This is a genomic window from Sphingopyxis sp. EG6, assembly GCF_003609815.1.
GTDB lineage: Bacteria > Pseudomonadota > Alphaproteobacteria > Sphingomonadales > Sphingomonadaceae > Sphingopyxis.
The window spans coordinates 3124367-3144584 of record NZ_AP017603.1; the positions used below are offsets into that span (position 1 = coordinate 3124367).

At 65.0% G+C, this 20218-nt stretch carries 25 protein-coding genes; 8 read left to right on the forward strand and 17 right to left on the reverse strand.

The genetic code is table 11. The features are described 5' to 3' along the window. The first annotated feature begins 141 nt into the window (after positions 1 to 141). Positions 142 to 570, forward strand: coding sequence for a hypothetical protein (locus SPYCW_RS15140; RefSeq protein ID WP_120217497.1), 429 nt, complete (start codon positions 142 to 144; stop codon positions 568 to 570). A gap of 54 nt (positions 571 to 624) precedes the next feature. On the opposite strand, the gene SPYCW_RS15145 is transcribed toward SPYCW_RS15140, so the two are convergent. Then, entirely contained in the window at positions 625 to 1947 is a 1323-nt protein-coding gene (locus tag SPYCW_RS15145; RefSeq protein WP_120217498.1) for a hemolysin family protein, read from the reverse strand. Positions 1948 to 2161: 214 nt separating this feature from the next. On the opposite strand from SPYCW_RS15145, the gene SPYCW_RS15150 reads away from it, so the two are divergent. Next, positions 2162 to 2851, forward strand: coding sequence for an OmpA family protein (locus SPYCW_RS15150; protein WP_120217499.1), 690 nt, complete (start codon positions 2162 to 2164; stop codon positions 2849 to 2851). Between the two features lie 55 nt (positions 2852 to 2906). Here the strand turns inward: SPYCW_RS15150 and SPYCW_RS15155 are convergent, their stop codons facing one another. The 6 genes from SPYCW_RS15155 to SPYCW_RS15180 are packed head-to-tail and all read right to left on the reverse strand — an operon-like array spanning position 2907 to position 7035. Then, complete coding sequence (locus tag SPYCW_RS15155; RefSeq protein ID WP_120217500.1) at positions 2907 to 3533, reverse strand: MarC family protein; 627 nt, start codon at positions 3531 to 3533, stop codon at positions 2907 to 2909. Continuing rightward, complete coding sequence (locus tag SPYCW_RS15160) at positions 3530 to 4204, reverse strand: hypothetical protein (protein WP_120217501.1); 675 nt, start codon at positions 4202 to 4204, stop codon at positions 3530 to 3532. The genes SPYCW_RS15155 and SPYCW_RS15160 overlap by 4 nt, the downstream gene beginning before the upstream one ends. Then, positions 4204 to 5106, reverse strand: a complete 903-nt coding sequence (gene folD, locus SPYCW_RS15165; protein WP_120217502.1) for a bifunctional methylenetetrahydrofolate dehydrogenase/methenyltetrahydrofolate cyclohydrolase FolD — start codon at positions 5104 to 5106, stop codon at positions 4204 to 4206. The genes SPYCW_RS15160 and folD overlap by 1 nt, the downstream gene beginning before the upstream one ends. 2 nt (positions 5107 to 5108) lie before the next feature. Further along, positions 5109 to 5408, reverse strand: a complete 300-nt coding sequence (locus SPYCW_RS15170; protein ID WP_088443299.1) for a YggT family protein — start codon at positions 5406 to 5408, stop codon at positions 5109 to 5111. 44 nt (positions 5409 to 5452) lie between these two features. Next, positions 5453 to 6361, reverse strand: coding sequence for an acetylglutamate kinase (gene argB, locus SPYCW_RS15175; protein ID WP_443029449.1), 909 nt, complete (start codon positions 6359 to 6361; stop codon positions 5453 to 5455). Further along, positions 6358 to 7035 (reverse strand): queuosine precursor transporter, encoded by a 678-nt coding sequence (locus SPYCW_RS15180; RefSeq protein WP_120217503.1) that lies wholly within the window; start codon positions 7033 to 7035, stop codon positions 6358 to 6360. Before SPYCW_RS15180 ends, argB begins: the two co-directional genes overlap by 4 nt. 115 nt (positions 7036 to 7150) lie before the next feature. On the opposite strand from SPYCW_RS15180, the gene SPYCW_RS15185 reads away from it, so the two are divergent. From SPYCW_RS15185 to SPYCW_RS15195, 3 genes are all read left to right on the forward strand, one after another. Continuing rightward, the gene (locus tag SPYCW_RS15185; protein ID WP_120217504.1) at positions 7151 to 8494 is read left to right on the forward strand and encodes a NupC/NupG family nucleoside CNT transporter; all 1344 of its coding nucleotides are present in this window, start codon (positions 7151 to 7153) and stop codon (positions 8492 to 8494) included. Positions 8495 to 8599: 105 nt separating this feature from the next. Further along, on the forward strand, positions 8600 to 9211 hold the full coding sequence (locus SPYCW_RS15190; RefSeq protein ID WP_120217505.1) for a beta/gamma crystallin-related protein: 612 nt from the start codon (positions 8600 to 8602) through the stop codon (positions 9209 to 9211). An 11-nt stretch (positions 9212 to 9222) separates the two neighbouring features. Further along, on the forward strand, positions 9223 to 9552 hold the full coding sequence (locus SPYCW_RS15195) for an MliC family protein (RefSeq protein ID WP_120217506.1): 330 nt from the start codon (positions 9223 to 9225) through the stop codon (positions 9550 to 9552). Between the two features lie 141 nt (positions 9553 to 9693). Here the strand turns inward: SPYCW_RS15195 and SPYCW_RS15200 are convergent, their stop codons facing one another. From SPYCW_RS15200 to gluQRS, 8 genes are all read right to left on the reverse strand, one after another. After that, complete coding sequence (locus SPYCW_RS15200; RefSeq protein ID WP_120217507.1) at positions 9694 to 10836, reverse strand: epoxide hydrolase family protein; 1143 nt, start codon at positions 10834 to 10836, stop codon at positions 9694 to 9696. A 29-nt stretch (positions 10837 to 10865) separates the two neighbouring features. Beyond that, the gene (locus SPYCW_RS15205) at positions 10866 to 11354 is read right to left on the reverse strand and encodes a hypothetical protein (RefSeq protein ID WP_120217508.1); all 489 of its coding nucleotides are present in this window, start codon (positions 11352 to 11354) and stop codon (positions 10866 to 10868) included. 36 nt (positions 11355 to 11390) lie between these two features. Further along, a complete protein-coding gene (locus SPYCW_RS15210) occupies positions 11391 to 12257 on the reverse strand; it encodes a 3-hydroxyacyl-CoA dehydrogenase NAD-binding domain-containing protein (RefSeq protein WP_120217509.1) in 867 nt (288 codons plus the stop codon). A 147-nt stretch (positions 12258 to 12404) separates the two neighbouring features. After that, the gene (gene egtD, locus SPYCW_RS15215; RefSeq protein WP_120217510.1) at positions 12405 to 13391 is read right to left on the reverse strand and encodes an L-histidine N(alpha)-methyltransferase; all 987 of its coding nucleotides are present in this window, start codon (positions 13389 to 13391) and stop codon (positions 12405 to 12407) included. Between the two features lie 4 nt (positions 13392 to 13395). Continuing rightward, on the reverse strand, positions 13396 to 14670 hold the full coding sequence (gene egtB, locus SPYCW_RS15220; RefSeq protein ID WP_120217511.1) for an ergothioneine biosynthesis protein EgtB: 1275 nt from the start codon (positions 14668 to 14670) through the stop codon (positions 13396 to 13398). A 190-nt stretch (positions 14671 to 14860) separates the two neighbouring features. Then, positions 14861 to 15442 (reverse strand): cob(I)yrinic acid a,c-diamide adenosyltransferase, encoded by a 582-nt coding sequence (locus tag SPYCW_RS15225; protein WP_120217512.1) that lies wholly within the window; start codon positions 15440 to 15442, stop codon positions 14861 to 14863. A 180-nt stretch (positions 15443 to 15622) separates the two neighbouring features. Beyond that, a complete protein-coding gene (locus SPYCW_RS15230; RefSeq protein WP_120217513.1) occupies positions 15623 to 15847 on the reverse strand; it encodes an HIG1 domain-containing protein in 225 nt (74 codons plus the stop codon). A gap of 9 nt (positions 15848 to 15856) precedes the next feature. Continuing rightward, positions 15857 to 16708, reverse strand: a complete 852-nt coding sequence (gene gluQRS / locus SPYCW_RS15235; RefSeq protein WP_120217514.1) for a tRNA glutamyl-Q(34) synthetase GluQRS — start codon at positions 16706 to 16708, stop codon at positions 15857 to 15859. Positions 16709 to 16878: 170 nt separating this feature from the next. Between gluQRS and SPYCW_RS15240 the strand changes: the two genes are divergently transcribed. Both SPYCW_RS15240 and SPYCW_RS15245 read left to right on the forward strand, forming a co-directional pair. Next, the gene (locus tag SPYCW_RS15240) at positions 16879 to 17445 is read left to right on the forward strand and encodes an HNH endonuclease (protein ID WP_120217515.1); all 567 of its coding nucleotides are present in this window, start codon (positions 16879 to 16881) and stop codon (positions 17443 to 17445) included. A gap of 77 nt (positions 17446 to 17522) precedes the next feature. Continuing rightward, entirely contained in the window at positions 17523 to 17945 is a 423-nt protein-coding gene (locus tag SPYCW_RS15245; protein WP_120217516.1) for a YbaY family lipoprotein, read from the forward strand. Positions 17946 to 17999: 54 nt separating this feature from the next. On the opposite strand, the gene SPYCW_RS15250 is transcribed toward SPYCW_RS15245, so the two are convergent. Continuing rightward, positions 18000 to 18398 carry a hypothetical protein gene (locus tag SPYCW_RS15250; RefSeq protein WP_120217517.1) on the reverse strand — a complete coding sequence of 133 codons (399 nt, stop codon included), beginning with the start codon at positions 18396 to 18398 and terminating at the stop codon, positions 18000 to 18002. Between the two features lie 185 nt (positions 18399 to 18583). Further along, the gene (locus SPYCW_RS18840; protein WP_137871169.1) at positions 18584 to 18808 is read right to left on the reverse strand and encodes a hypothetical protein; all 225 of its coding nucleotides are present in this window, start codon (positions 18806 to 18808) and stop codon (positions 18584 to 18586) included. On the opposite strand from SPYCW_RS18840, the gene ahcY reads away from it, so the two are divergent. Further along, positions 18801 to 20216, forward strand: coding sequence for an adenosylhomocysteinase (ahcY, locus tag SPYCW_RS15255; protein ID WP_120217518.1), 1416 nt, complete (start codon positions 18801 to 18803; stop codon positions 20214 to 20216). The genes SPYCW_RS18840 and ahcY overlap by 8 nt on opposite strands. Positions 20217 to 20218: the final 2 nt, after the last annotated feature.

Below are 20218 nucleotides of genomic sequence, written 5' to 3' on the forward strand. Positions count from 1 at the left end.
GGTGCCCCTCCACCAGCTTCGCTGGTCCCCCTCCCCGTTCCGGGGAGGATCGCTGCGTCCGCGCCCCAACCCAGACCCGACCGTTCGCCTCCGCCGAAAAAGTCCTTTCCTACATTATTTCACTATGTTCCAAACTGGTCCATGGAACATCCCGACTCGTCCGCCCCACTGCTCGCCGGCACCTGCCTCGCCTTCACCCCCGTGTCCGCACAGCGCCGCCGCGCCGGCGGGTGGACGCCCGAAATCCAGCTATGCTTCATCCGCGCCCTCGAAGCGATGGGGTCGGTCGGGCGCGCGGCGAAGGCCGTGGGCATGGGGCGCCGCTCGGCCTATCGCCTGCGCGAACGACCCGGTGCCGAAGACTTCGCAGCGGCCTGGGACCGTGCCCTGTCGATGGGCCGGATGCGCCAGTTCGACTATGCGATGGACCGCGCGCTCAACGGCGTGACCACCGTCCGCATCCTGCGCGGCGGCGCGATCGGCGTCACCGGTGGCCCCGACATGGATATTGTCCGCGCTTCGCTGCGCGAAGACGCGGCGCCGCTTAAAGCCACAAAGGACACATTTTGAATGCGCGCGGGCGAGGCTTTTGTGGCTTTAAGCCGCCAGCGGACCCTGTTCGGCCTAGGCTTCGTCGGCGTCCTTGGGCCGCGACAGCTCGGTCACCAGCAGCTTGTCGATCTTGCGCCCATCCATGTCGACAATCTCGAACCGCCAGCCCTTGTCGGTGAATTTCTCGCCCAGCTTTGGCAGGTGCTTGAGAATCGCCAGCACATGACCCGCGGCGGTCGCATAATCGCGATCATCGTCAAGCTCGATCCCCAACCGTTCGGCCATCTGGTCGGCTGGCATCGATCCGGCAATCAGCAGGCTGCCATCATCGCGTTCGACGACGAACGGCTCGCTGCCGATGTCCTGGTCCGACGCAAATTCGCCCGCAATCGCCGCCAACAGGTCGGCGGGGGTCACCAGCCCTTCGAAATGCCCATATTCGTCGTGGACAAACAGCATCGGCACGTCCGCGGCGCGCAGCGCCTCGAGCGCGTCCATCGCGTCGATCTGATCATGGATGACCTTCGCCGACCGCATAAGTTGCTCCAGATCGAGCGCTTCGCCGCGGAACAGCGCCGCCGCAATGTCGCGCGCCTGCACGACGCCGACGATGTCGTCGACCGATCCGCGCGCGACCGGCAGGCGGCTGTGCGGCGTTTCGACCAGCTTGTCACGGACCCCGCGCGCGTCGAGCGAAATGTCGATCCAGTCGACGTCCTTGCGCGGCGTCATCACTTCGCGGACCGGGCGATCGGCGAGCCGCACGACGCCCGAGATGATCGCGCGCTCGCTTTCCTCGATCACTCCCGATTTCGACGCCTCGGCGACGATCAGGTGGAGCTCTTCGGCGGTCACCCTGTCTTCGGACTCGCGGTTCAGTCCGAGCACGCGAAAAACCAACGCCGAGCTGCGGTCGAGCAGCCACACGAGCGGTGCGCCGATTTTCGACAACCACAGCATCGGCAGCGCCATGAAGATCGCGATCGGCTCCGGCGCACGCAGCGCAAATTGCTTGGGCACCAGTTCGCCTGCGATCAGCGAGAAATAGGTGGTGACGGCAATCACCACGGCAAACCCCGCGGTCAGCGCGGTTTCGTCGTCGAGGCCGAGCAGCGCCTGCAATCGGTCGCCGACCGGTCCGCCCAGGCTGGCGCCCGAATAGGCACCCGCCAGAATGCCGATCAGCGTGATGCCGACCTGCACCGTCGACAGAAAGCGCCCGGGATCGGCGGCGAGTTGGCGTGCGACCGCGGCACCGCGGCTGCCGCGCTTTTCGGCGGCCTGAAGGCGCGGCGCGCGCGCCGAGACGATCGCGAGTTCCGACATCGCGAAAACGCCATTCAAGAGGATCAGGACGGCGATGATCGCCACGTCGGACCAAGGAAAAGGGCTCATCGGGCGGTCGTGCGGCGCTTCAGCGCCTGGCCCCTGTCATCGTCGATCATGGCGATCCTATAGGGCAAAGCCACCGCAATGCAAAACGCCAGCTGAATTGGCGCATCAGCGGCGGTTCAGGCGAAATCGGGAACCAGATCGCCAGCCATATGTTATCGGCAGGAGCGGCGGTTTGCTCGGGACCAGATGCAGCCGCCAAAAAAGGGAGCGACCTATGAATATCAAGACGATCAAACTTGCGGCAATGGCCACCATGAGCGCCGTGGCGCTGGCGGGCTGCGTTACCGACCCGGTGACTGGCGAGCGCAAGATTTCGAAAGCCGCGATCGGCGGCGTTGGCGGCGCACTCGGCGGTTATCTGCTCGGCGACCTGATCGGCGGCAAAAACAGCCGCACCGAAGAAATCGTCGGCGCGGGCATCGGCGCGGTCGCCGGAGCCGGGGTCGGCTATTACATGGACCAACAGGAAAAGAAGCTGCGCGAGCGCACTGCCGGCACAGGCATCGATGTCGAGCGTCAGGGCGACCAGCTGGTGCTGAACATGCCGGGCGACGTCACCTTCGACCTCAACAGCGCGATGGTGAAAAGCCAGTTCCGCGGCGCACTCGACAATGTCGCCTCGACGCTGGCCGAATATCCCAGCACCTATATCGACGTCTATGGTCACACCGATTCGACCGGCAGCGACAGCTATAACCAGGGTCTGTCCGAACGCCGCGCCTCGTCGGTGGCCGACTATCTGGCCGGTCGCGGCATCCAGCGCGCGCGCATGGCGACGATGGGTTACGGCGAATCGCAGCTGAAGTGCACTCCGGAGCGCAGCGAGGCCGATTATCAGTGCAACCGCCGCGTCGAAATCCGCATCGCGCCGGTGACGCAGGCCGACGTCAACGCGGCGCGCTAACAGGGTTCCATTCCCGTGGAAAAGAAAGGGCCTCGCCGAAAGGCGGCGCCCCTCTTTATCCGAGGCTGGGGAAGCTGGCTTTCAGCCCGTCGATAACGAACTGCGCGGCCAGCGCGGCGAGCAGCACACCAAGTAGCCGGGTGATCACCGCCTCGCCCTTGTTGCCGATAAAGCGCATCAAGGGGCCCGCCGCGAGCAACGCGGCGAGCGTCATCAGCAGGACGAGCAGCAGCGCGGCGAAAATGACGAACGCGCGGTCCAGCCCGTTGTTTTGGGCGACGAGCAGCATCACCGATGCGATCGATCCCGGCCCGGCGAGCATCGGCATCGCCATCGGGAACACCGACACATCCTCGACATGCGAAGCCGCAACCTTTTCCGCCCGCTGCTCACGCCGCTCGGTGCGCTTCTCGAACACCATGTCGATCGCAATCATGAACAGCATGATGCCGCCCGCGATGCGGAAGCTGTCGAGATCGATGTGCAGGAAGCTGAGCAGCGCTTCGCCGAACATCGCGAAAAAGACGAGGATGCATCCTGCGATCACCGTCGCCCGGATCGCCATCGACCGGCGCTGCTGCGCGCTCGCGCCCGTCGTCAGGCTGGCATAAATCGGGGCGCAGCCGGGCGGGTCGATGACCACAAACAGCGTGACAAAGGCCGAGATGAAGAGGTCGATCATGGCTGTTTGGGCACCGCGACCTGATCGTCGATTACCGTCGCCATCGTCTTGCCGTCCCACAGCCGGATGGTGATCCGCCGCGATTGGTCGGGGCGAACGGTCGAGGTCCAGCTCAATGTCTGGTCGGGCGACAGGCCGACCGCCATATCTTCACCCTCGGCCCCTGCCTCGATTGGCACCGCAGGGCGCGATCCGCATACCGCCTGCTTCGACGCAATGAATTCGGGCGCTGCGCGCGGCGTGGTCAGCCCGTCGCCATGGTCGAGGATCCAGTTGATCTTGCCGCTTTTGGGATCGCGCAGCCAGACGGTGCTGAAGAAGCCGTTCGCCGGTCCCTTTTGCCACGCCCCGGTCGTCGCCCCGGCATTGCCGTCGCAGCTGACATAGACAGCATGCGGCTGCCACTTCACCGCCTCGGCAGGGTCGGCCTGCGTCTTCAGCCAATCGCGCGCCTTCACCCGCTGCGGCACAAACATCACCGCGTCGGGGGCCGATGTTTCGCGAAACGCGGTCCACTGGCCCTTTTCCTGCGCCAGCCGCGCGAACGCGATTTCCGCGGCGACAAAGGCGCTGGGGTTCGCCGCCAGCGGACGGTTGCGGAGGTCGTCGGGATTGCCGCCGCACCCGGCGAGCACGGACAGCGCGAGGGCAGGAAGCAGGACAAAGCGCATCAAAATCCTTCCGGATCAGCAAGCCCCGCGCGGCGGTGCGCGGCGACGAGCGTGTTGCGGAGCAGGCAGGCGATCGTCATCGGACCGACCCCGCCCGGAACCGGGGTGATCGCCGACGCCAGCGCCTGCACCTCGGCATAATCGACATCGCCGACCAGCCGGCCCTTGGCCGCGTCGTCGGCGGGGGGCAGGCGATTGATCCCGACGTCGATCACCACCGCGCCCGGCTTGATCCAGTCGCCCTTGACCATTTCGGCGCGCCCGACCGCGGCGACGACGATGTCGGCGCGGCGGACCAGCGCGGGCAGATCCTTGGTACGGCTGTGCGCCATCGTTACCGTGGCGTTCGCGCCGAGCAGCAATTGCCCCATTGGCTTGCCGACCAGGATCGAGCGCCCGACGACGATCGCATCCTTGCCGCTGAGGTCGCCGAGCCGGTCCTGGAGCAGCAACAGGCAACCATAGGGGGTGCACGGCACCATGCCTGGGATGCCGAGCGCCAGCCGTCCGGCGCTGACCGGGGTCAGCCCATCGACATCCTTGTCGGGGTCGATCGTTGCGACCGCAGCCTGTTCGTCAAGGTGGCCGGGAAGCGGCAATTGCAGCAATATGCCGTCGACCGCGTCATCGGCGTTGAGCGAGGCCAGCAGCGCTTCGACCTCGGCCTGCGTCGCCGTGGCGGGCAGGCGATGCTCGAAACTTTCCATCCCGGCGGCCACCGTCGCCTTGCCCTTTGAACCCACATAGACCGCGCTCGCCGGGTCGTCGCCGACCAGCACCACCGCCAGCCCCGGCGCGCGCCCGGTGGCGGCGACAAAGGCCGGGACAGCATCGGCGATCCGCGCGCGCAGCCCGGCGGCGAACGCCTTGCCGTCGATCACATGCGCCGTACCGTCGGCCATCGTCACGCCATGCCATTCGCATAAGCGAGGCGCCCGAGATAATTGAGCACCGGGCCATCCAGAATGATGATGATGATCAGCACCAGCATCGGGGTCAGGTCGAGCCCGCCGAAATCCGGCATGATGCGGCGGAACGGCCGGTACAGCGGCTCGGTGATCCGGTCGAGCACCGTCCACAGCTGATTGACGAAATCATTGTGCGTGTTGATCACGTTGAACGCGATCAGCCACGACATCACCGCCTGCGCGATGATGAACCACCACAGGACCGTCAGGATGATGTGGACGATCTGGAGGAGCATGAGAACCAAGGCGATTTCTCCGAAAAAGGATCTTGCCGCGTCTCTTAGCGGTGAATGAGCGTCCCCGCACCCCTTGCGGTGAAAATTTCGAGCAGCATCGCATGCGGGATGCGCCCGTCGAGGATGACTGCTGCCTCGACCCCGGCATCGACCGCGGCGACGCAGGTTTCGACCTTGGGGATCATCCCGCCGGTGATCGTTTCATCGGCCTTTAGCGCGTCGATCGCCGCGCGGTCGAGGTCGGTCAGGAGGTTCTTTTCCTTGTCGAGCACCCCGGCAACGTCGGTGAGCAGGAAAAACCGCTTGGCGCCCAGCGCCCCCGCGATCGCGCCCGCCATCGTGTCGGCATTGATGTTATAGGTCGCCCCATCGGCGCCGAGCGCCACCGGCGCGACGATCGGGATGAAATTGTCATTGGTCAGATTGACCAGGATCGTCGGATCGACCGCGACAGGTTCGCCGACAAATCCCAGATCAACGTGGCGCTCTATCCCCGAATTGGGGTCGGGCTCGGTCCGGCTAACCTTTTCGGCGAGCACCAGATTGGCGTCCTTACCCGAAATGCCGACCGCCCGCCCGCCGAGCGCGGCGATCCAGCTCACGATTTCCTTGTTGATCTTGCCCGCCAGCACCATTTCGGCGACCTCCGCCGTGGCGGCATCAGTGACGCGCAGCCCGCCGACAAAGGTTGATTCGATCCCGAGCTGTTTCAGCATCGCGCCGATCTGCGGTCCGCCGCCATGGACGACGACCGGATTGATGCCGACGGCTTTCAGCAGCACGACATCTTCGGCGAAATCGCGCTGCGCCTCCGGGTCGCCCATCGCATGGCCGCCATATTTGATCACGAAGGTCTGGCCCGCATAACGCTGCAGATAGGGCAGCGCCTCGACGAGCGTTTCGGCCTTGGCGAGCAGATCGGGCATTTTCGACGGATCGGTCATCGCCATCATCCGCCGTTCTTCGCATCGAGGCTGCGGCCCAGCGCGACCAGCCCGGTGATGACGAAGGGAATGACCGCGATCGACAACACGACCTTGGCCAGCATCTGGCCGCCCATCAGATTGGCGATCGGGAACACGCCGTAAAAGGCGATGGTCACGAACAGCAAGGTATCGACGATCTGGCTGAGCGCGCTCGCGACCGCGCCGCGGATCGCCAGCCAGGTCGTGCCGGTCCCGGCGCCTTCGCGCCCGCGCAGCTTGCTGAAGATCGTGACGTTCAGAAATTGCGAGGTGCCATAGGCGACGATGCCCGCCGCCATCAGGCGCGGCGTCTGACCCAGAATCATGTTGAAAGCGGCCAGCCGCGCAGGCTCCATCTCAGGCGCAGCGGGTAGCCAATAGACCAGCGACGTCAGCATGATCGACAGGACCAGCGGGACAAAGCCCCACAGCACCAACTTGTTCGCGGTGGATTGACCTTGCAGTTCCGACACTGCGCTCGACAGAGCAACGAGGATGAGGAACGGGAAGATCCCGGCTTCCACCGCCAGCCCGCCAAACAGCGCGACCTGCTTGTTCCCCAGCACCCCGGCGAGCACGACCATGCCGCCATAGATAATGGTGAAAAGAAAGAGCGAGGGCGAAAGCGTGCGCGGCAGCGCCGTCGATGTGGTGTCGGTCATGCCGCCCGATAGTCGCTTTTGTTCAGCGTGGAAAGATGCGCGTGGCACCGGCACTTGCCCCACCGCCAAAGCCCGCTAGACAAGGCGCAACAGATTGCGGGGGACGCACAAGAATATGGAACGCCTGATTGGTTTGGTTGGCATCGTCGCGCTGCTCGCGATTGCCGTGCTGTTTTCGTCGAACCGCCGCTGGATACGCCTGCGCGTCGTCATTCCCGCCTTCCTGCTCCAGGCCGGTTTTGCCCTGCTGGTGATCGGCACGCCGTGGGGCCGCGCGATCATCCAAGCGATGTCGAACGCGGTGTCGAACCTGCTCGGCTATGCCAAGGCGGGAACCGATTTCATCTTTGGCCCGCTCGCCTCGCCCGAAATCGGCGCCAATAGCTTTGCGATCGCCGCGCTGCCGGTGATCGTCTTCTTCGCCTCGCTGATCTCGATCCTCTATTATCTCGGCATCATGCAGCTGGTGATCAAATGGGTCGGCGGCGCCATCCAGAAGATCACCGGCATCACCAAGGTCGAAAGCCTCGGCGCGGCGGCGAACATCTTTGTCGGCCAGTCCGAATCGCCGCTGGTGATCCGCCCCTATCTCGCAGGCCTCACCCCGCCGCAGCTGTTCACGATCATGACCGTCGGCATGGCGGGGGTCGCCGGGACCATTTTGGGCGCCTATGCCAGCATGATCGGCGAACAATTGCTGCCTTATCTGCTCGCGGCCAGCTTCATGTCGGCACCCGGCGGCATCCTGATGGCCAAGATCATGATGCCCGACGATCCCAAGGATCTGGGCATCGAACCCGTGATCATGCCCGAGGCGAGCCATGACGAGGAGAAGCCCGCCAACATCATCATGGCGGCGGCGCAGGGCGCGCAGACCGGGGTCAAGCTGGCGGTCGCGGTCGGCGCGATGGTGCTCGCCTTTGTCGCCCTCGTCGCACTCGCCAACGGCATTCTCGCCGGGGTCGGCGGCTGGTTCGGCTATCCCGACCTGTCGTTTCAGGCGGTGATCGGCACGCTGTTCCGCCCGGTCATGTGGCTGATGGGTGTACCGTGGGACGAAAGCGCCGTCGTCGGCGGGCTGTTCGGCAGCAAGATTGTGCTCAACGAGTTCGTCGCCTTCATCGACCTCGGCAAGGTCCAGGGCGATATGTCGCTCGCCGCGGTCGCCATCGCCACCTTTGCGCTGTGCGGTTTTGCCAATTTCAGCTCGATCGCGATCCAGATGGCGGTAACCGGCGGCCTCGCCCCCAACCAGCGCCCGATGATCGCCAAGCTGGGGCTGAAGGCGCTGCTCGCAGGCAGCCTGTCGAACCTGATGTCGGCAGCGCTCGCCGGGTTGATGCTGGGCATCGCACCGCCGGTCACCGCGCCGCCCGCGGCACCCGCGACCCCCGCCGCCCCGACCGAAGCGCCTGCGGCGGCACCCGAAGCCGAGGCCGCTGCGACCAAGGCGCCCTGACCCGGCCAAAACCGCGCTTGGGAGAATTTGCAAGCCCCCGGCAAATGGCGTAACTTGCGGTTCGGAAACGAGTCCCGGGTCGCCGTCGCCAACAGGGAGTTTGCCATGAAAATCGCATATCGTTTGTCGATCCTCGCCGCCGCTGCCGTATCGATCGGGACGGGAGTCCTTGCGACCTCCAGCGCCCAGACGCCCGACGACAAGATGTACCGCCCGCCCGAAGCAACGATTTACCGCGATGCCGGTTATCGCGGCCCCGCGGTGTTCGTCGGCGAAGCCAAGCCGAACCTCGGGCTCGCGTGGCCAGTCAATTCGATCCGCGTGGCCAGCGGCCGCTGGGAACTCTGCGAAAAGACGCGCTTCCGGGGCAATTGCCGTACGGTCGAGCGCGACACGCCGATGCTGAACAGCATTTTGCGCGGACTGACCATCCAGTCGATCCGCCCGGCGGGTAGCGGTGGCGGCTGGAATCCCAACCCGCCCGCCAATGATCAGGTGGCACGCGGCAATTTCGCCGAATTCCACACCCAGCCATCGACCGGCGGCACCCGTGTGCTGGCCTGCACCAGCGGCTCGTCGACTGCGGCCTGTGCGGCGCGCGCGGCCGACAATTGGTGCCGGACGATCGGGTGGAACGGGTCGGCGCGCGAGCATATGGAAACCGTCGGCGGCCGCGAATATCTGGCCGACGTGCTCTGCGTCCGTTCGGGCTATTGAGGGAGGATGCGATGATGCACGGGATCAAATTTGCCGCGCCCGCGGTCGCGGTCGCCGCGCTGCTGTTGTCCGCCTGTATGTCGGTCGGCGGACCGGGGGTCAGCACCTATTATGAATGCGACCGCGGCACCCGGCTGAAGGTCGATTTCAGGGGCGACCGCGCGCTGGTCAGCGTCAACGGGGGCCGCCCCGAAGCGATGCGGTCGACCCCCGCGGCGAGCGGCGCGATTTACGAGAACCGCGCCGGCTGGCGGCTGCATACCAAGGGGAACGAGGCGATGTGGAGCACCGCGCTGCGCTCGTCGCCCGAAACCTGCCGTCAGGTGGTGGTGCCGCGCTAGCGCCAGTCTTGTTGCAGCACAATCATATGCTACCGGTAGCCCTGAGCCTGTCGAAGGGCGCTTATCGGCGATAGGCGCCCTTCGACAGGCTCAGGGCTACGGTATAATCTGAACAGAACGGATCGAGGTCCCTTGACCGCATCAAAGTGCCATCTTCGCCAGCGCGGCGCGGACCTCGCTGACGAACAGTTCGGGCTGCTCCCACGCGGCGAAATGGCCGCCGCGGGGCAGTTCGTTCCAATGGACAATATTCTTGTAGCGCCGTTCGGCCCAGCGTCGCGACAGCCGCATGATTTCGTTCGGAAACAAGCTGCACCCCGTTGGCACCAAGATTTCGCCCGCGGCGAAATTGCGGAAACTGTGCCAATAGAGCCGCGCCGATGACGCCGCGCTCGCGGTCAGCCAATAGAGGCTGATCGTGTCGAGCATCGCATACTTGGGCAGCGCCTTCTCCGGATGGCCACCGATCGACTGACCGCCCGGCTGATGCCCGCAATCGGTCCACCCGTGGAATTTTTCGGCAATCCACGCCATCTGTCCGACGGGTGAATCGGTCAGCGCATAGCCGATCGTCTGTGGCCGCGTGGCGTGCTGGGTCGAATAACCGCTGTCCTTTGCCTGATACCAGCCAAAGCGCGCTAGATAGAGTTTTTCCGCCTCGCTGAGGTCCGTCATCAGGTCGGGCGGCGGCGCGCCCACCACCATATTGACGTGGATCCCGGCGCAATGATCGGCGTGATTCATGCCGATCGCACAGGTCACCGCGCTGCCCCAATCGCCGCCCTGCGCAAAATAGCGATCGTAGCCGAGCGCGACCATCAGCGCATCCCACGCGGCGCCGATATGCTCGACGCGCCATTTCGCCTCGGTCGGCTTGCCCGAAAAGCCATAGCCGGGCAGCGACGGGATCACGAGGTGATAGTCGACCGACAAAGGCTCGATGACGTCGAGAAATTCCAGCACCGACCCCGGCCAGCCGTGGGTCAGCACCAGCGGCCGCGCGGCGGGATTGCCAGAGCGGATATGGAGGAAATGAATGTCGAGCCCGTCGATCGTTGCGAGATAATTCGGGAGCGCGTTCAGTCGCGCCTCGATCCGCCGCCAGTCGTAGCTGTCCCGCCAATAGGCCGCGAGTTCCTTCGCATAGGCGAGCGGGATGCCCTGATCCCAGTCGTCCACCGTCTCCTTCTCGGGCCAGCGCGTCCGCACCAACCGGTCGTTGAGATCGTCGAGCGCCGCCTGCGGCACATCGATCGCAAAGCTGCGGATATTGCCGACGTCCATCGCAATCCCCTCCTATTGCGCGCCGCGTGTCAGGGCCGCGCGGGTGCCTTGCATCCGCGTTGCAGGCCGACGCCTTTCAGGAAACCGCGCCGCACCGTCCCCGCGTACACCGCCGCAGCATAGCGCCGCCGTTCGGCATTGGCGCCAGTGACTTCGCCGATCAGGCCGCGAAAGGGGATGATCGATCCGGCCAAGCTGCCTGCAACGCGGCCCGCGGTTTCTTCGCGCTTCTTTTCGCGGTCCTTGTCGACCACTTCATTGACGTCGGGACCCAGCACCTCGTTGAGCTCGGTCACTTCGCGAATGATCGCCGAACATTTGCCCAGCCCCGCCAGCGAATAGGGATCGGCCTGGACCGCGACCAGTTTGGCGGGGGCTTCCTTGCCGTCGAACGGTTCGGTGACCTGATTGGCGGTGTCCTTGAGCGTCGAATCTTCGGGCGCCCCCTGCTGGGCAAAACCGGGCGCCGCGATGGCCAGTGCGGCGACCGACAATCCTGCGAGAATCTTCCTGAGCATATCAAGCCTCCTTGCGGCCCCCTGACCGCCAATCCGCTAACGCGTCGGAACCGGTTCGGCTCCCGTCCAGTCGTAAAAGCCGCGCCCCGCCTTTTTGCCGACCCAGCCCGCCTCGACATATTGGACGAGCAGCGGCGCGGGGCGAAATTTGGGATCGCCGGTGCCGCTATGTAGCACGCGGATGATTTCGAGGCAGGTGTCGAGCCCGATGAAGTCGGCGAGCGTGATCGGACCCATTGGGTGGTTGAGGCCGAGACGGCACCCGGCATCGATGTCCTGCATCGTCGCGACGCCTTCGCCGAGCGCGAACACCGCCTCGTTGATCAGCGGCATCAGCACCCGGTTGACGATGAAACCCGGCGCGTCGTTGGCGTGGACGATTTCCTTGCCGAGCCCGTGACCGAACGCCTCGACGGCTTGCAGCGTCGCGTCGCTGGTGGCGAGGCCGCGGATCAGCTCGATCAGCCCCATAACCGGCACCGGGTTGAAGAAATGGACGCCGATAAAGCGCGCCGGATCGGGCGACGCCTGTGCAAGGCGGGTGATCGGGATCGAGCTGGTGTTGCTGGCGAGGATGGCGGTCGCCGACAGATGCGGACCAACGCTGGCAAAGATTGCGCGCTTGATATCTTCACGTTCGGTCGCCGCCTCGATGACCAGATCGGTGGGCGCGAAGGCGCTGTGATCGGCGACGGGGGTGATGCGGGCGAGCAGCGCGTCGGCGTCACCCTGCGTCATCTTGTCCTTGGAAACCAGGCGAACGAGCGTCTTGGCAATGCCCGCCTTGCCTGCTTCGGCGCGCGCCAGGTCGATGTCCGACAGCAGCACGTCATGCCCCGCCCCCGCCGACACCTGCGCGATGCCCGCGCCCATTTGCCCTGCCCCGATGACGCCGACGATCATGTTCCTATTCTCCGAATATTCTTTAGCCCTCATCCGTCATCCCGGCGAAGGTCAGGATCCCGCCGTTTCGGTAAAGCGCTTCGGTGAGATCCCGGCCTTCGCCGGGCTGATGATTTGGTGATTGCCCTACGGTATCGCTCGTCTCGGTCAAGGGGCCGATCGGAACGCCATTGCTTCGGCGAGGATCAGCGCGAAGGCGGGATCGGCATCGTCCCACGTCGCGATCGGGGTCCACCCTCCGGCGCGCAGCAGCAGATTGGCGTCGCGCGGGCCATATTTGTGGCTGTTCTCGCTGTGGATCGTCTCGCCCTTCGCCATCTGATATTCGCGGCCGTCGACGGTGAAATTCATGTCGCACGCCGCCACCAGGTGCATTTCGATCCGCGCATGTACGTCGTTCCAGATCGCGCGATGGGTGAAATTTTCGACCGGAATGTCGCCGTCCAGCTCGCGGTTGATCCGTTCGAGAAGGTTGAGGTTGAACGCCGCGGTGACTCCAGCCGGATCGTCATAGGCGCGCTCCATCACCGCAATATCCTTGATCCGGTCGATGCCGATGAGCAGCAAAGACCCGTCGCCAAGCGCCTCGCGCCAGTTGCGGAGCAGGTCGATCGCGGTCCGCGCGACCATGTTGCCGATCGTCGAGCCGGGGAAAAAGCCGAGCTTGGGCAGCGGGCAAATCTCGCGCGGCAGCGCAACGCGCTGGGTGAAATCGGCCTCGACCGGATAGACTGAAAGGCCGGGGAAACGCGCGGCGAGCGCCGCGGCGCTGTCGCGCAGGAAATCGCCCGAAATATCGACCGGCACATAGGCGGCGGGCGCGATCGCGCCGAGCAGCAGCGGGGTCTTGGTCGAACTGCCCGACCCCAGTTCGACCACCGCCCGGCCCGGGCCGATTGCAGCGGCAATATCGGCGGCATGGCGCGTCAGGAGGTCGGTTTCGCTGCGCGTTGGATAATATTCGGGGAGCGCGGTGATATCCTCGAACAGCGCCGATCCGGTCGCGTCATAAAACCAGCGCGCGGGAATCGCCTTTTGTCGTTGCGCCAGACCGGCGCGGACGTCGGCGCGAAAGGCGATGTCGACCCCCGCGTCGTCCGCCGAAACCTGACGAAGATTGCGCACGACGCCCATGGTCTCAAATATCCTTTGCGAGGCGGAGGCCGGTGAACTGCCAACGCTGGTGGGGGTAGAAGAAGTTGCGGTAACTGGCGCGAAGATGGCCGCGCGGGGTGGCGCAGCTGCCGCCGCGCAGCACGAACTGGCCGCTCATGAACTTGCCATTATATTCGCCGACCGCGCCGGGCGCGGCGCGGAAGCCGGGATAGGGGCGATAGGCGCTGCCGGTCCATTCCCAAACGCTGCCGAACATCTGTTGCAGATCGGTGTCATCGCCGGTCGCCGCGGGTTGAACCGGCCCGGCGGCGTCGAGCTGCTGTCCCGCAGCCGGATCGAGCCCCGCCGCCGCGGCTTCCCATTCAAATTCGGTCGGCAGGCGCGCGCCCGCCCAGCTGGCGAAGGCGTCGGCTTCGAAAAAACTGATGTGGGTGACGGGCGCAGCGGGGTCGATGTCCTGCCAGCCCGCCAGCGTGAACTGGCGATCGCCATCCCAATAGGCGGGCGCGTCGACTCCCTCGGCCTGCACCCACGCCCAGCCGTCGCTGAGCCATAGCGAGGGGGTGTGATAGCCGCCGTCGGCGATGAACTGTTGCCATTCGCCATTGCTGACCGGGCGGCTGGCGAGCGCATGGCGCGCGAGGAGCGTATCGTGGCGCGGGCCTTCGCAATCGAAGGCGAAGCCGCCCCCAGCATGGCCGACGCCGACGATACCCGCCTTGCCCTCGATCCATTTCATCGCCGAAAACTGCGAAACTTTACGCGCGATTTCACGTTCCCAGACCGCCGGGCCGAGGGGGTTCTGCGCAAAGAGATGCTTGAGGTCGGTGAGCAGCAATTCCTGATGCTGCTGCTCGTGATGGATGCCAAGCTCGACCAGCGTCAGCGCAGCGGAGGGCAGGTCGGGCAAGGCGGTCTGCACCGCGGTGTCGACATGCGCGCGCCAGATGCGGATGTCATCGAGCGACGGCCGGGTCAGCAATCCGCGCTGCGGGCGGGCGTGACGCGGACCTTCGGCCTCATAATAGCTGTTGAACAGATAGGCGTAGCGGTCATCGAACGCGCGATAGTCCGGCACAGGATCGCGCAGGACGAAGGTTTCGAAAAACCAGGTTGTATGCGCGAGGTGCCATTTGGCGGGCGAGGCGTCGGGCATCGACTGCGCGCTGGCGTCGGCGTCGGAGAGCGTTGCAACGAGGTCGAGCGACAGGCGGCGCGTCGCGGCGAAGCGCTGCGCGAGCAGGCCCGGCTTGTCGGTCGTTGGCGCGATGGACGAAGCGTCGGTTTGGCTGGCCATGATGAGACAATCCCCCGCAGTGCGATTCGGTTTCGCTTGGAGAAGGAATATGGTTACGGCGGGAGGGATTGTCTAGAACATTAAGGGAACACGATCGTCGCCCCCGCGAAGGCGGGGGCCGCTGCCGTTTTACGCGGCAATGCAGAGATAGGCCGATCGCGGCCCCCGCCTTCGCGGGGGCGACGACACGCTATCGCGTCGCGCCGGGTTTCCAGAGGATGTCGCCGGCCACCGCCTCGTTCAGGTGGCGGGTCAGCACGAAGAGATGGTCGGAGAGCCGGTTGAGATAGGTCAGCGCGAGCGGGTTGAGGTCGCGGTCCGCACCGGCCGCGACCGCCGCGCGTTCGGCGCGCCGTGCCACCGCGCGGGCGACGTGCAGCCGCGCCGCGGCCTCGGTGCCGCCGGGGAGGATGAAACTGCGCAGCGCCTCGAGATCGTCGTTCATGCGGTCGATCTCGTCCTCCAGTCGCGCGATCTGGCCGGGGACGATGCGCAGCGCCATGTCGTGCGGCCCGAAGCCGAACTGGATGTCGGCGGGGGTGGCAAGGTCGGCGCCGAGGTCGAACAGCTCGTTCTGGATCCGCGCCAGCATCGCCGCGGCGACGCTGCCGGGATCGAGCGCGGCGACCGCGACACCGACCCAGCTGTTCGCTTCGTCGACATCGCCGATCGCCGCCATCAGCGGCGCCGATTTGGCAATCCGCGATCCGTCGACCAGCCCGGTGGTGCCGTCGTCGCCGGTGCGCGTGTAGATTTTGTTGAGCTTGACCATGTGAGGATAATCCGTTGTGCGACCGTCACCCTAACCCGTTCGTATCGAGCCCTTCGACCGCCTTGGCAGGCGCTCAGGATAAACTTGCGCCTTTGGCGGAAGTCGAGACACCGGGAAGGCGAGCATGAACGATGCGTGTCTCGACTTCGCTCGACACGAACGGAAAAAGAAGCGCCCCGATCAGCCGCCCGCGGCGAGCAGGCCGATCAGGACGAGCAGGATGATGGTGATCGCCTGCCATTTGACGCGCGCCATCATCATCTTGTTTTGCATCACCTGATTTTCCTCGACTTTCCCGTCGATCACCGCCTGATGACCTTGCGAAAAATAGAAGAGCCCCCGCGCGAGCGAGAACAGGACGAAGCCGGCCGCCACGACGACGCCGATGATCAGCAGAATGTTCATGCCCCCTATTTAGGGCATTTGCAGCGAATAACCAGTGGGAAGCCGCGCCGCGAGCAGATCGGCGGCGAGCGCGGGGCCGTCCACGCCCGCGGCGCGGAGCGACGCGAGCGAGGCCGCGGCGTCGCGCTTCGCCAGCCTTTTGCCGTCGGGGCCGCAGACGAGCGGATGATGCCGGTACAGCGGGGTCGGCAGGGCGAGCAGTGCCTGGAGCAGGCGGTGGACATCGGTCGACGCGAGCAGGTCGGCGCCGCGGATGATATGCGTGACCCCCATCATCGCATCGTCGAGCGTGCTGGCAAGGTGATAGCTGGCGGGCGCATCCTTGCGCGCGAGGACGATGTCGCCATGCGCGCGCGGGTCGGCGATCCGCTCCCCCTGCCCCTGTTCCTCCCACGTCAGCGCGCCGGTGGTCAAAACCGCGCGCGCCATGTCGAGGCGCCAGCAATGCGGCTCGGTCGCCATCCGCCGTTCGCGTTCGGCCGCGGGGAGGTCGCGGCAGGTGCCGGGATAGACTGGCCCCGAAGGTCCGTGCGGCGCGCTCAGGCTGGCGGCTATGTCGGCGCGGGTGCAGAAGCAGGAATAGACAAGGCCGCGTGCGCGGAGCGTATCGAGCGCTGTAGCATAATCGCCCAGTCGCGCCGACTGACGGACCGGCTCGCCGTCCCAGGCGAGCCCGAGCCACACAAGGTCGGCGAGCGAGGCGGCGACATATTCGGCGCGCGAACGGCTGCCATCGATATCGTCGATGCGGATGACGAACCGGCCGTTCGCGGCGCGCGCCGCATCATGCGCCAGTACCGCGCTATAGGCGTGGCCGAGATGAAGGTCGCCGGTCGGGCTGGGCGCGAAACGGGTCAGCATCGCGCTGGTAAAGATTCCATATACTGTGCCGCGCTCATCGAAATCCTTCCATATCTTGCGGCAGATGCCCCCTTGACGTCAGAATCTGATGCGGCATGTAATGATCGTGTCACGCAGGGAAGGCAGTGGCGCGCCATCCCGAGAAGCGAAGGGGGCTGCGTTACCAAGCCATGTTTCATCCCGATCTTGCCCGGCATCCCGATAGTTGTCCCGCGCTGGTCCTGAACGCCGATTATACGCCGCTCAGTTACTATCCCTTGAGCCTGTGGCCGTGGCAGACCGCGGTCAAGGCGGTTTTCCTCGACCGCGTCACCATCGTCGAAAATTACGAGCGCGAGATCCATTCGCCGACGCGGACGATGCCGATCCCCAGCGTCATCGCGCTGCGCCAATATGTGAAGCCGTCGCAGCACCCGGCGTTCACGCGCTTCAACCTGTTCCTGCGCGACCGTTTCGCCTGCCAATATTGCGGGTCGGGCAAGGATTTGACCTTTGACCATGTCGTCCCTCGGCGGCTGGGCGGGCGGACGACGTGGGAAAATGTCACCACCGCCTGCGCGCCGTGCAACCTGAAGAAAGGCGGGCGCACCCCGCAGCAGGCGCATATGCCGATCCACCGCCAGCCGTGGCGACCGACGAGCTGGCAGTTGCAAGACAATGGCCGCTGTTTCCCGCCCAATTATCTGCACGAAAGCTGGATCGACTGGCTCTATTGGGACGTCGAGCTGGAAGGCTGACCGCCGGGCAACAGGTCGGACAGACAGGGTTCATCGCGGCGAGGCTAATCGCCGCGCGCCATAACAGGAGAACAGCCATGGTCCGTATCGCCCGCGCGCTCGCGCTCAGCCTCGCCACCCTGCCGCTCGCCGCGTGCGCGACGCTGGGACCGTCCGAACAGCCGGTGTCGGTCACCGGCCAGATCAGCTATCGCGAGCGCATGGCGTTGCCGCCGACCGCGCAGGTGCAGATCCAGCTGAGCGACGTCAGCCTGATGGACGCGCCGTCGCGCACGATCGCCGAGCAGAGCTTTACTGCCGACGGACGCCAGGTTCCCTTCGCCTTTTCGTTCACCGTCGATCAAAACAAGCTCGATCCGCGGCACAGCTATGCGGTGTCGGCGCGCATCACCGACGCATCGGGGCGGCTGATGTTTATCACCGACACGCGCAACAGCGTCGCGTTCGATGGCCGCAGCCGGATCGACATGGGGACGCTCATGCTGGTGAAGACGCGCTGATCCCCCTGATCGTCTGATCGTCGCCCCTGCCGCGGGGCGGGAGCGACGATCAGATTACCGCGCCAAAGCCAGCAGTGGACGACCGGCGGCGAGGTTTGCGCGCGCGGTGCGGGCAGCCCAGCGCGAATCGACATAATCGCCATTCGCCAGTTCGAGATCGTACCGGATCGGGCTGGCGAGGGCCGCATCATAGGCGGCGGCGGCTTCGCTGGTGCGACCCAGACGAGCATAAGCGGTGCCGAGGTTGATCAGCCGCGACGGATCGCGGGCGTCGAGATTGGTGTCGCCGGTCAGCTTGGCGATCGCGGCGTGATTTTCGCCGGCGCGCAGTTCGGCATAGGCCACCGGCAGCGCGGCCGAATCGGCCTGCGGTCCGGTGACGACGATGATCGATTGCGCGGCAGCCGGGGTCGCGAAAGCCAATGCGATCAGCGGCAGCAATATTTTTTTCATCTCTCTATCCCCTCGAAAACTTTGGCCGATTTTCTCGCTCATCGGCGGAAAAGTCAATGTTTTCGGCACTTTGTAACACTCGTGTCACAATCACGAATTATGCTAGTCGCAAGGCGTATTATAAGTCAGGATTTTCAGAATCTTGGCTTGCCCGACTCGTTGTCACAATTTGGTGACGTCGATTGTCACAATTGCGCCTGCTGAAAATTAATTTTGGCGCCGGTGCATTTTGCGCCGCCGATTCGCGTGTCCGCGCCGTTCGGCGGATCGAGCCCGGATTGCGATATAAAGAAAAGTTTATATTTGATCGGCGGCGCGCTTTCGGCTAGAGCGCGCAACATAATTACCCATGACTTCGTGGCCGCTCGCCTGCGGTCGTACTTGCCGATATGGAGAATCCCCGTGGCCACTCTTGCCGCCGACACCCGTGATTATGTCGTTGCCGACATCAGCCTCGCCGATTTCGGGCGCAAGGAAATCAACATCGCCGAAACCGAAATGCCGGGCCTGATGGCGCTGCGCGCCGAATATGGCGCGGCGCAGCCGCTGAAGGGCGCGCGCATCACCGGATCGCTGCACATGACGATCCAGACCGCAGTGCTGATCGAGACGCTGACCGCATTGGGCGCCGAAGTGCGCTGGGCGACGTGCAACATCTTCTCGACGCAGGACCATGCCGCCGCCGCGATCGCCGCGACGGGCGTGCCGGTGTTCGCGGTGAAGGGCGAAAGCCTCGCCGATTATTGGGACTATGTCGGCCGCATCTTCGACTGGGGCGTGGAAGACGGCACCACCTGCAACCTGATCCTCGACGATGGCGGCGACGCCACGATGTTCGCGCTGTGGGGCGCGAAGCTCGAGGCCGGCGAGACGATGCCGGCGCCCGAGAATGAGGAAGAGATCGAGATGCAGCGCGCGCTGAAGGCGTTTGTCGCGGCGAACCCCGGTTACCTGACCAAGACGGTCAAGGCGATCAAGGGCGTGTCGGAAGAAACGACGACCGGCGTCCACCGCCTGTACCACATCGCCAAGAAGGGCGAGCTGCCCTTCCCTGCGATCAACGTCAACGACAGCGTCACCAAGTCGAAGTTCGACAACCTCTATGGCTGTAAAGAGTCGCTGGTCGACGCGATCCGCCGCGGCACCGACGTGATGCTGGCGGGCAAGGTCGCGACCGTCGCGGGCTTCGGCGACGTCGGCAAGGGCAGTGCCCAGAGCCTCCGCAACGGCGGCGCGCGCGTCCTCGTCACCGAAATCGACCCGATTTGCGCGCTGCAGGCGGCAATGGAAGGCTTCGAGGTCGTGACGATGGACGAAGCGGTGAAGCGCTCGGACATCTTCGTCACCGCGACGGGCAACGCCGACGTGATCACCGCCGAACATATGGCGGCGATGAAGAATATGGCGATCGTCTGCAACATCGGCCACTTCGACAGCGAGATCCAGATCGCGGCGCTCGCCAATTACAAGTGGACCGAAGTGAAGCCGCAGGTGGATTTGGTGGAATTCCCCGACGGCAAGCAGATCATCATCCTGTCGAAGGGTCGCCTCGTGAACCTCGGCAACGCGACCGGCCACCCGTCGTTCGTGATGTCGGCGAGCTTCACCAACCAGACGCTGGCGCAGATCGAGCTCTGGACGCGCAGCGAGAAGTACAAGAACGACGTTTACGTCCTGCCCAAGCATCTCGACGAAAAGGTCGCGGCGCTGCACCTCGAAAAGCTGGGCGTGCAGCTTTCGAAGCTGAGCCAGAAGCAGGCCGATTATATCGGCGTGCCGGTCGAAGGGCCGTTCAAGCCCGACCATTATCGTTACTGATT

Bases quoted from the DNA above. Each gene is read 5' to 3' on its own strand.
- SPYCW_RS15170 (WP_088443299.1), bottom strand. From the start codon at position 5,408: ATGCTCCTCCAGATCGTCCACATCATCCTGACGGTCCTGTGGTGGTTC.
- argB (WP_443029449.1), bottom strand. From the start codon at position 6,361: ATGATGGCGATGACCGATCCGTCGAAAATGCCCGATCTGCTCGCCAAG.
- folD (WP_120217502.1), bottom strand. From the start codon at position 5,106: ATGGCCGACGGTACGGCGCATGTGATCGACGGCAAGGCGTTCGCCGCC.
- SPYCW_RS15180 (WP_120217503.1), bottom strand. From the start codon at position 7,035: ATGACCGACACCACATCGACGGCGCTGCCGCGCACGCTTTCGCCCTCG.
- SPYCW_RS15250 (WP_120217517.1), bottom strand. From the start codon at position 18,398: ATGAAAAAAATATTGCTGCCGCTGATCGCATTGGCTTTCGCGACCCCG.
- SPYCW_RS15155 (WP_120217500.1), bottom strand. From the start codon at position 3,533: ATGATCGACCTCTTCATCTCGGCCTTTGTCACGCTGTTTGTGGTCATC.
- SPYCW_RS15160 (WP_120217501.1), bottom strand. From the start codon at position 4,204: ATGCGCTTTGTCCTGCTTCCTGCCCTCGCGCTGTCCGTGCTCGCCGGG.
- SPYCW_RS15195 (WP_120217506.1), top strand. From the start codon at position 9,223: ATGATGCACGGGATCAAATTTGCCGCGCCCGCGGTCGCGGTCGCCGCG.
- SPYCW_RS15225 (WP_120217512.1), bottom strand. From the start codon at position 15,442: ATGGTCAAGCTCAACAAAATCTACACGCGCACCGGCGACGACGGCACC.
- SPYCW_RS15150 (WP_120217499.1), top strand. From the start codon at position 2,162: ATGAATATCAAGACGATCAAACTTGCGGCAATGGCCACCATGAGCGCC.
- SPYCW_RS15245 (WP_120217516.1), top strand. From the start codon at position 17,523: ATGGTCCGTATCGCCCGCGCGCTCGCGCTCAGCCTCGCCACCCTGCCG.
- SPYCW_RS15230 (WP_120217513.1), bottom strand. From the start codon at position 15,847: ATGAACATTCTGCTGATCATCGGCGTCGTCGTGGCGGCCGGCTTCGTC.
- SPYCW_RS15200 (WP_120217507.1), bottom strand. From the start codon at position 10,836: ATGGACGTCGGCAATATCCGCAGCTTTGCGATCGATGTGCCGCAGGCG.
- SPYCW_RS15205 (WP_120217508.1), bottom strand. From the start codon at position 11,354: ATGCTCAGGAAGATTCTCGCAGGATTGTCGGTCGCCGCACTGGCCATC.
- SPYCW_RS15140 (WP_120217497.1), top strand. From the start codon at position 142: ATGGAACATCCCGACTCGTCCGCCCCACTGCTCGCCGGCACCTGCCTC.
- SPYCW_RS15240 (WP_120217515.1), top strand. From the start codon at position 16,879: ATGTTTCATCCCGATCTTGCCCGGCATCCCGATAGTTGTCCCGCGCTG.
- gluQRS (WP_120217514.1), bottom strand. From the start codon at position 16,708: ATGCTGACCCGTTTCGCGCCCAGCCCGACCGGCGACCTTCATCTCGGC.
- SPYCW_RS15190 (WP_120217505.1), top strand. From the start codon at position 8,600: ATGAAAATCGCATATCGTTTGTCGATCCTCGCCGCCGCTGCCGTATCG.
- SPYCW_RS15185 (WP_120217504.1), top strand. From the start codon at position 7,151: ATGGAACGCCTGATTGGTTTGGTTGGCATCGTCGCGCTGCTCGCGATT.
- egtB (WP_120217511.1), bottom strand. From the start codon at position 14,670: ATGGCCAGCCAAACCGACGCTTCGTCCATCGCGCCAACGACCGACAAG.
- SPYCW_RS15210 (WP_120217509.1), bottom strand. From the start codon at position 12,257: ATGATCGTCGGCGTCATCGGGGCAGGGCAAATGGGCGCGGGCATCGCG.
- SPYCW_RS15145 (WP_120217498.1), bottom strand. From the start codon at position 1,947: ATGAGCCCTTTTCCTTGGTCCGACGTGGCGATCATCGCCGTCCTGATC.
- egtD (WP_120217510.1), bottom strand. From the start codon at position 13,391: ATGGGCGTCGTGCGCAATCTTCGTCAGGTTTCGGCGGACGACGCGGGG.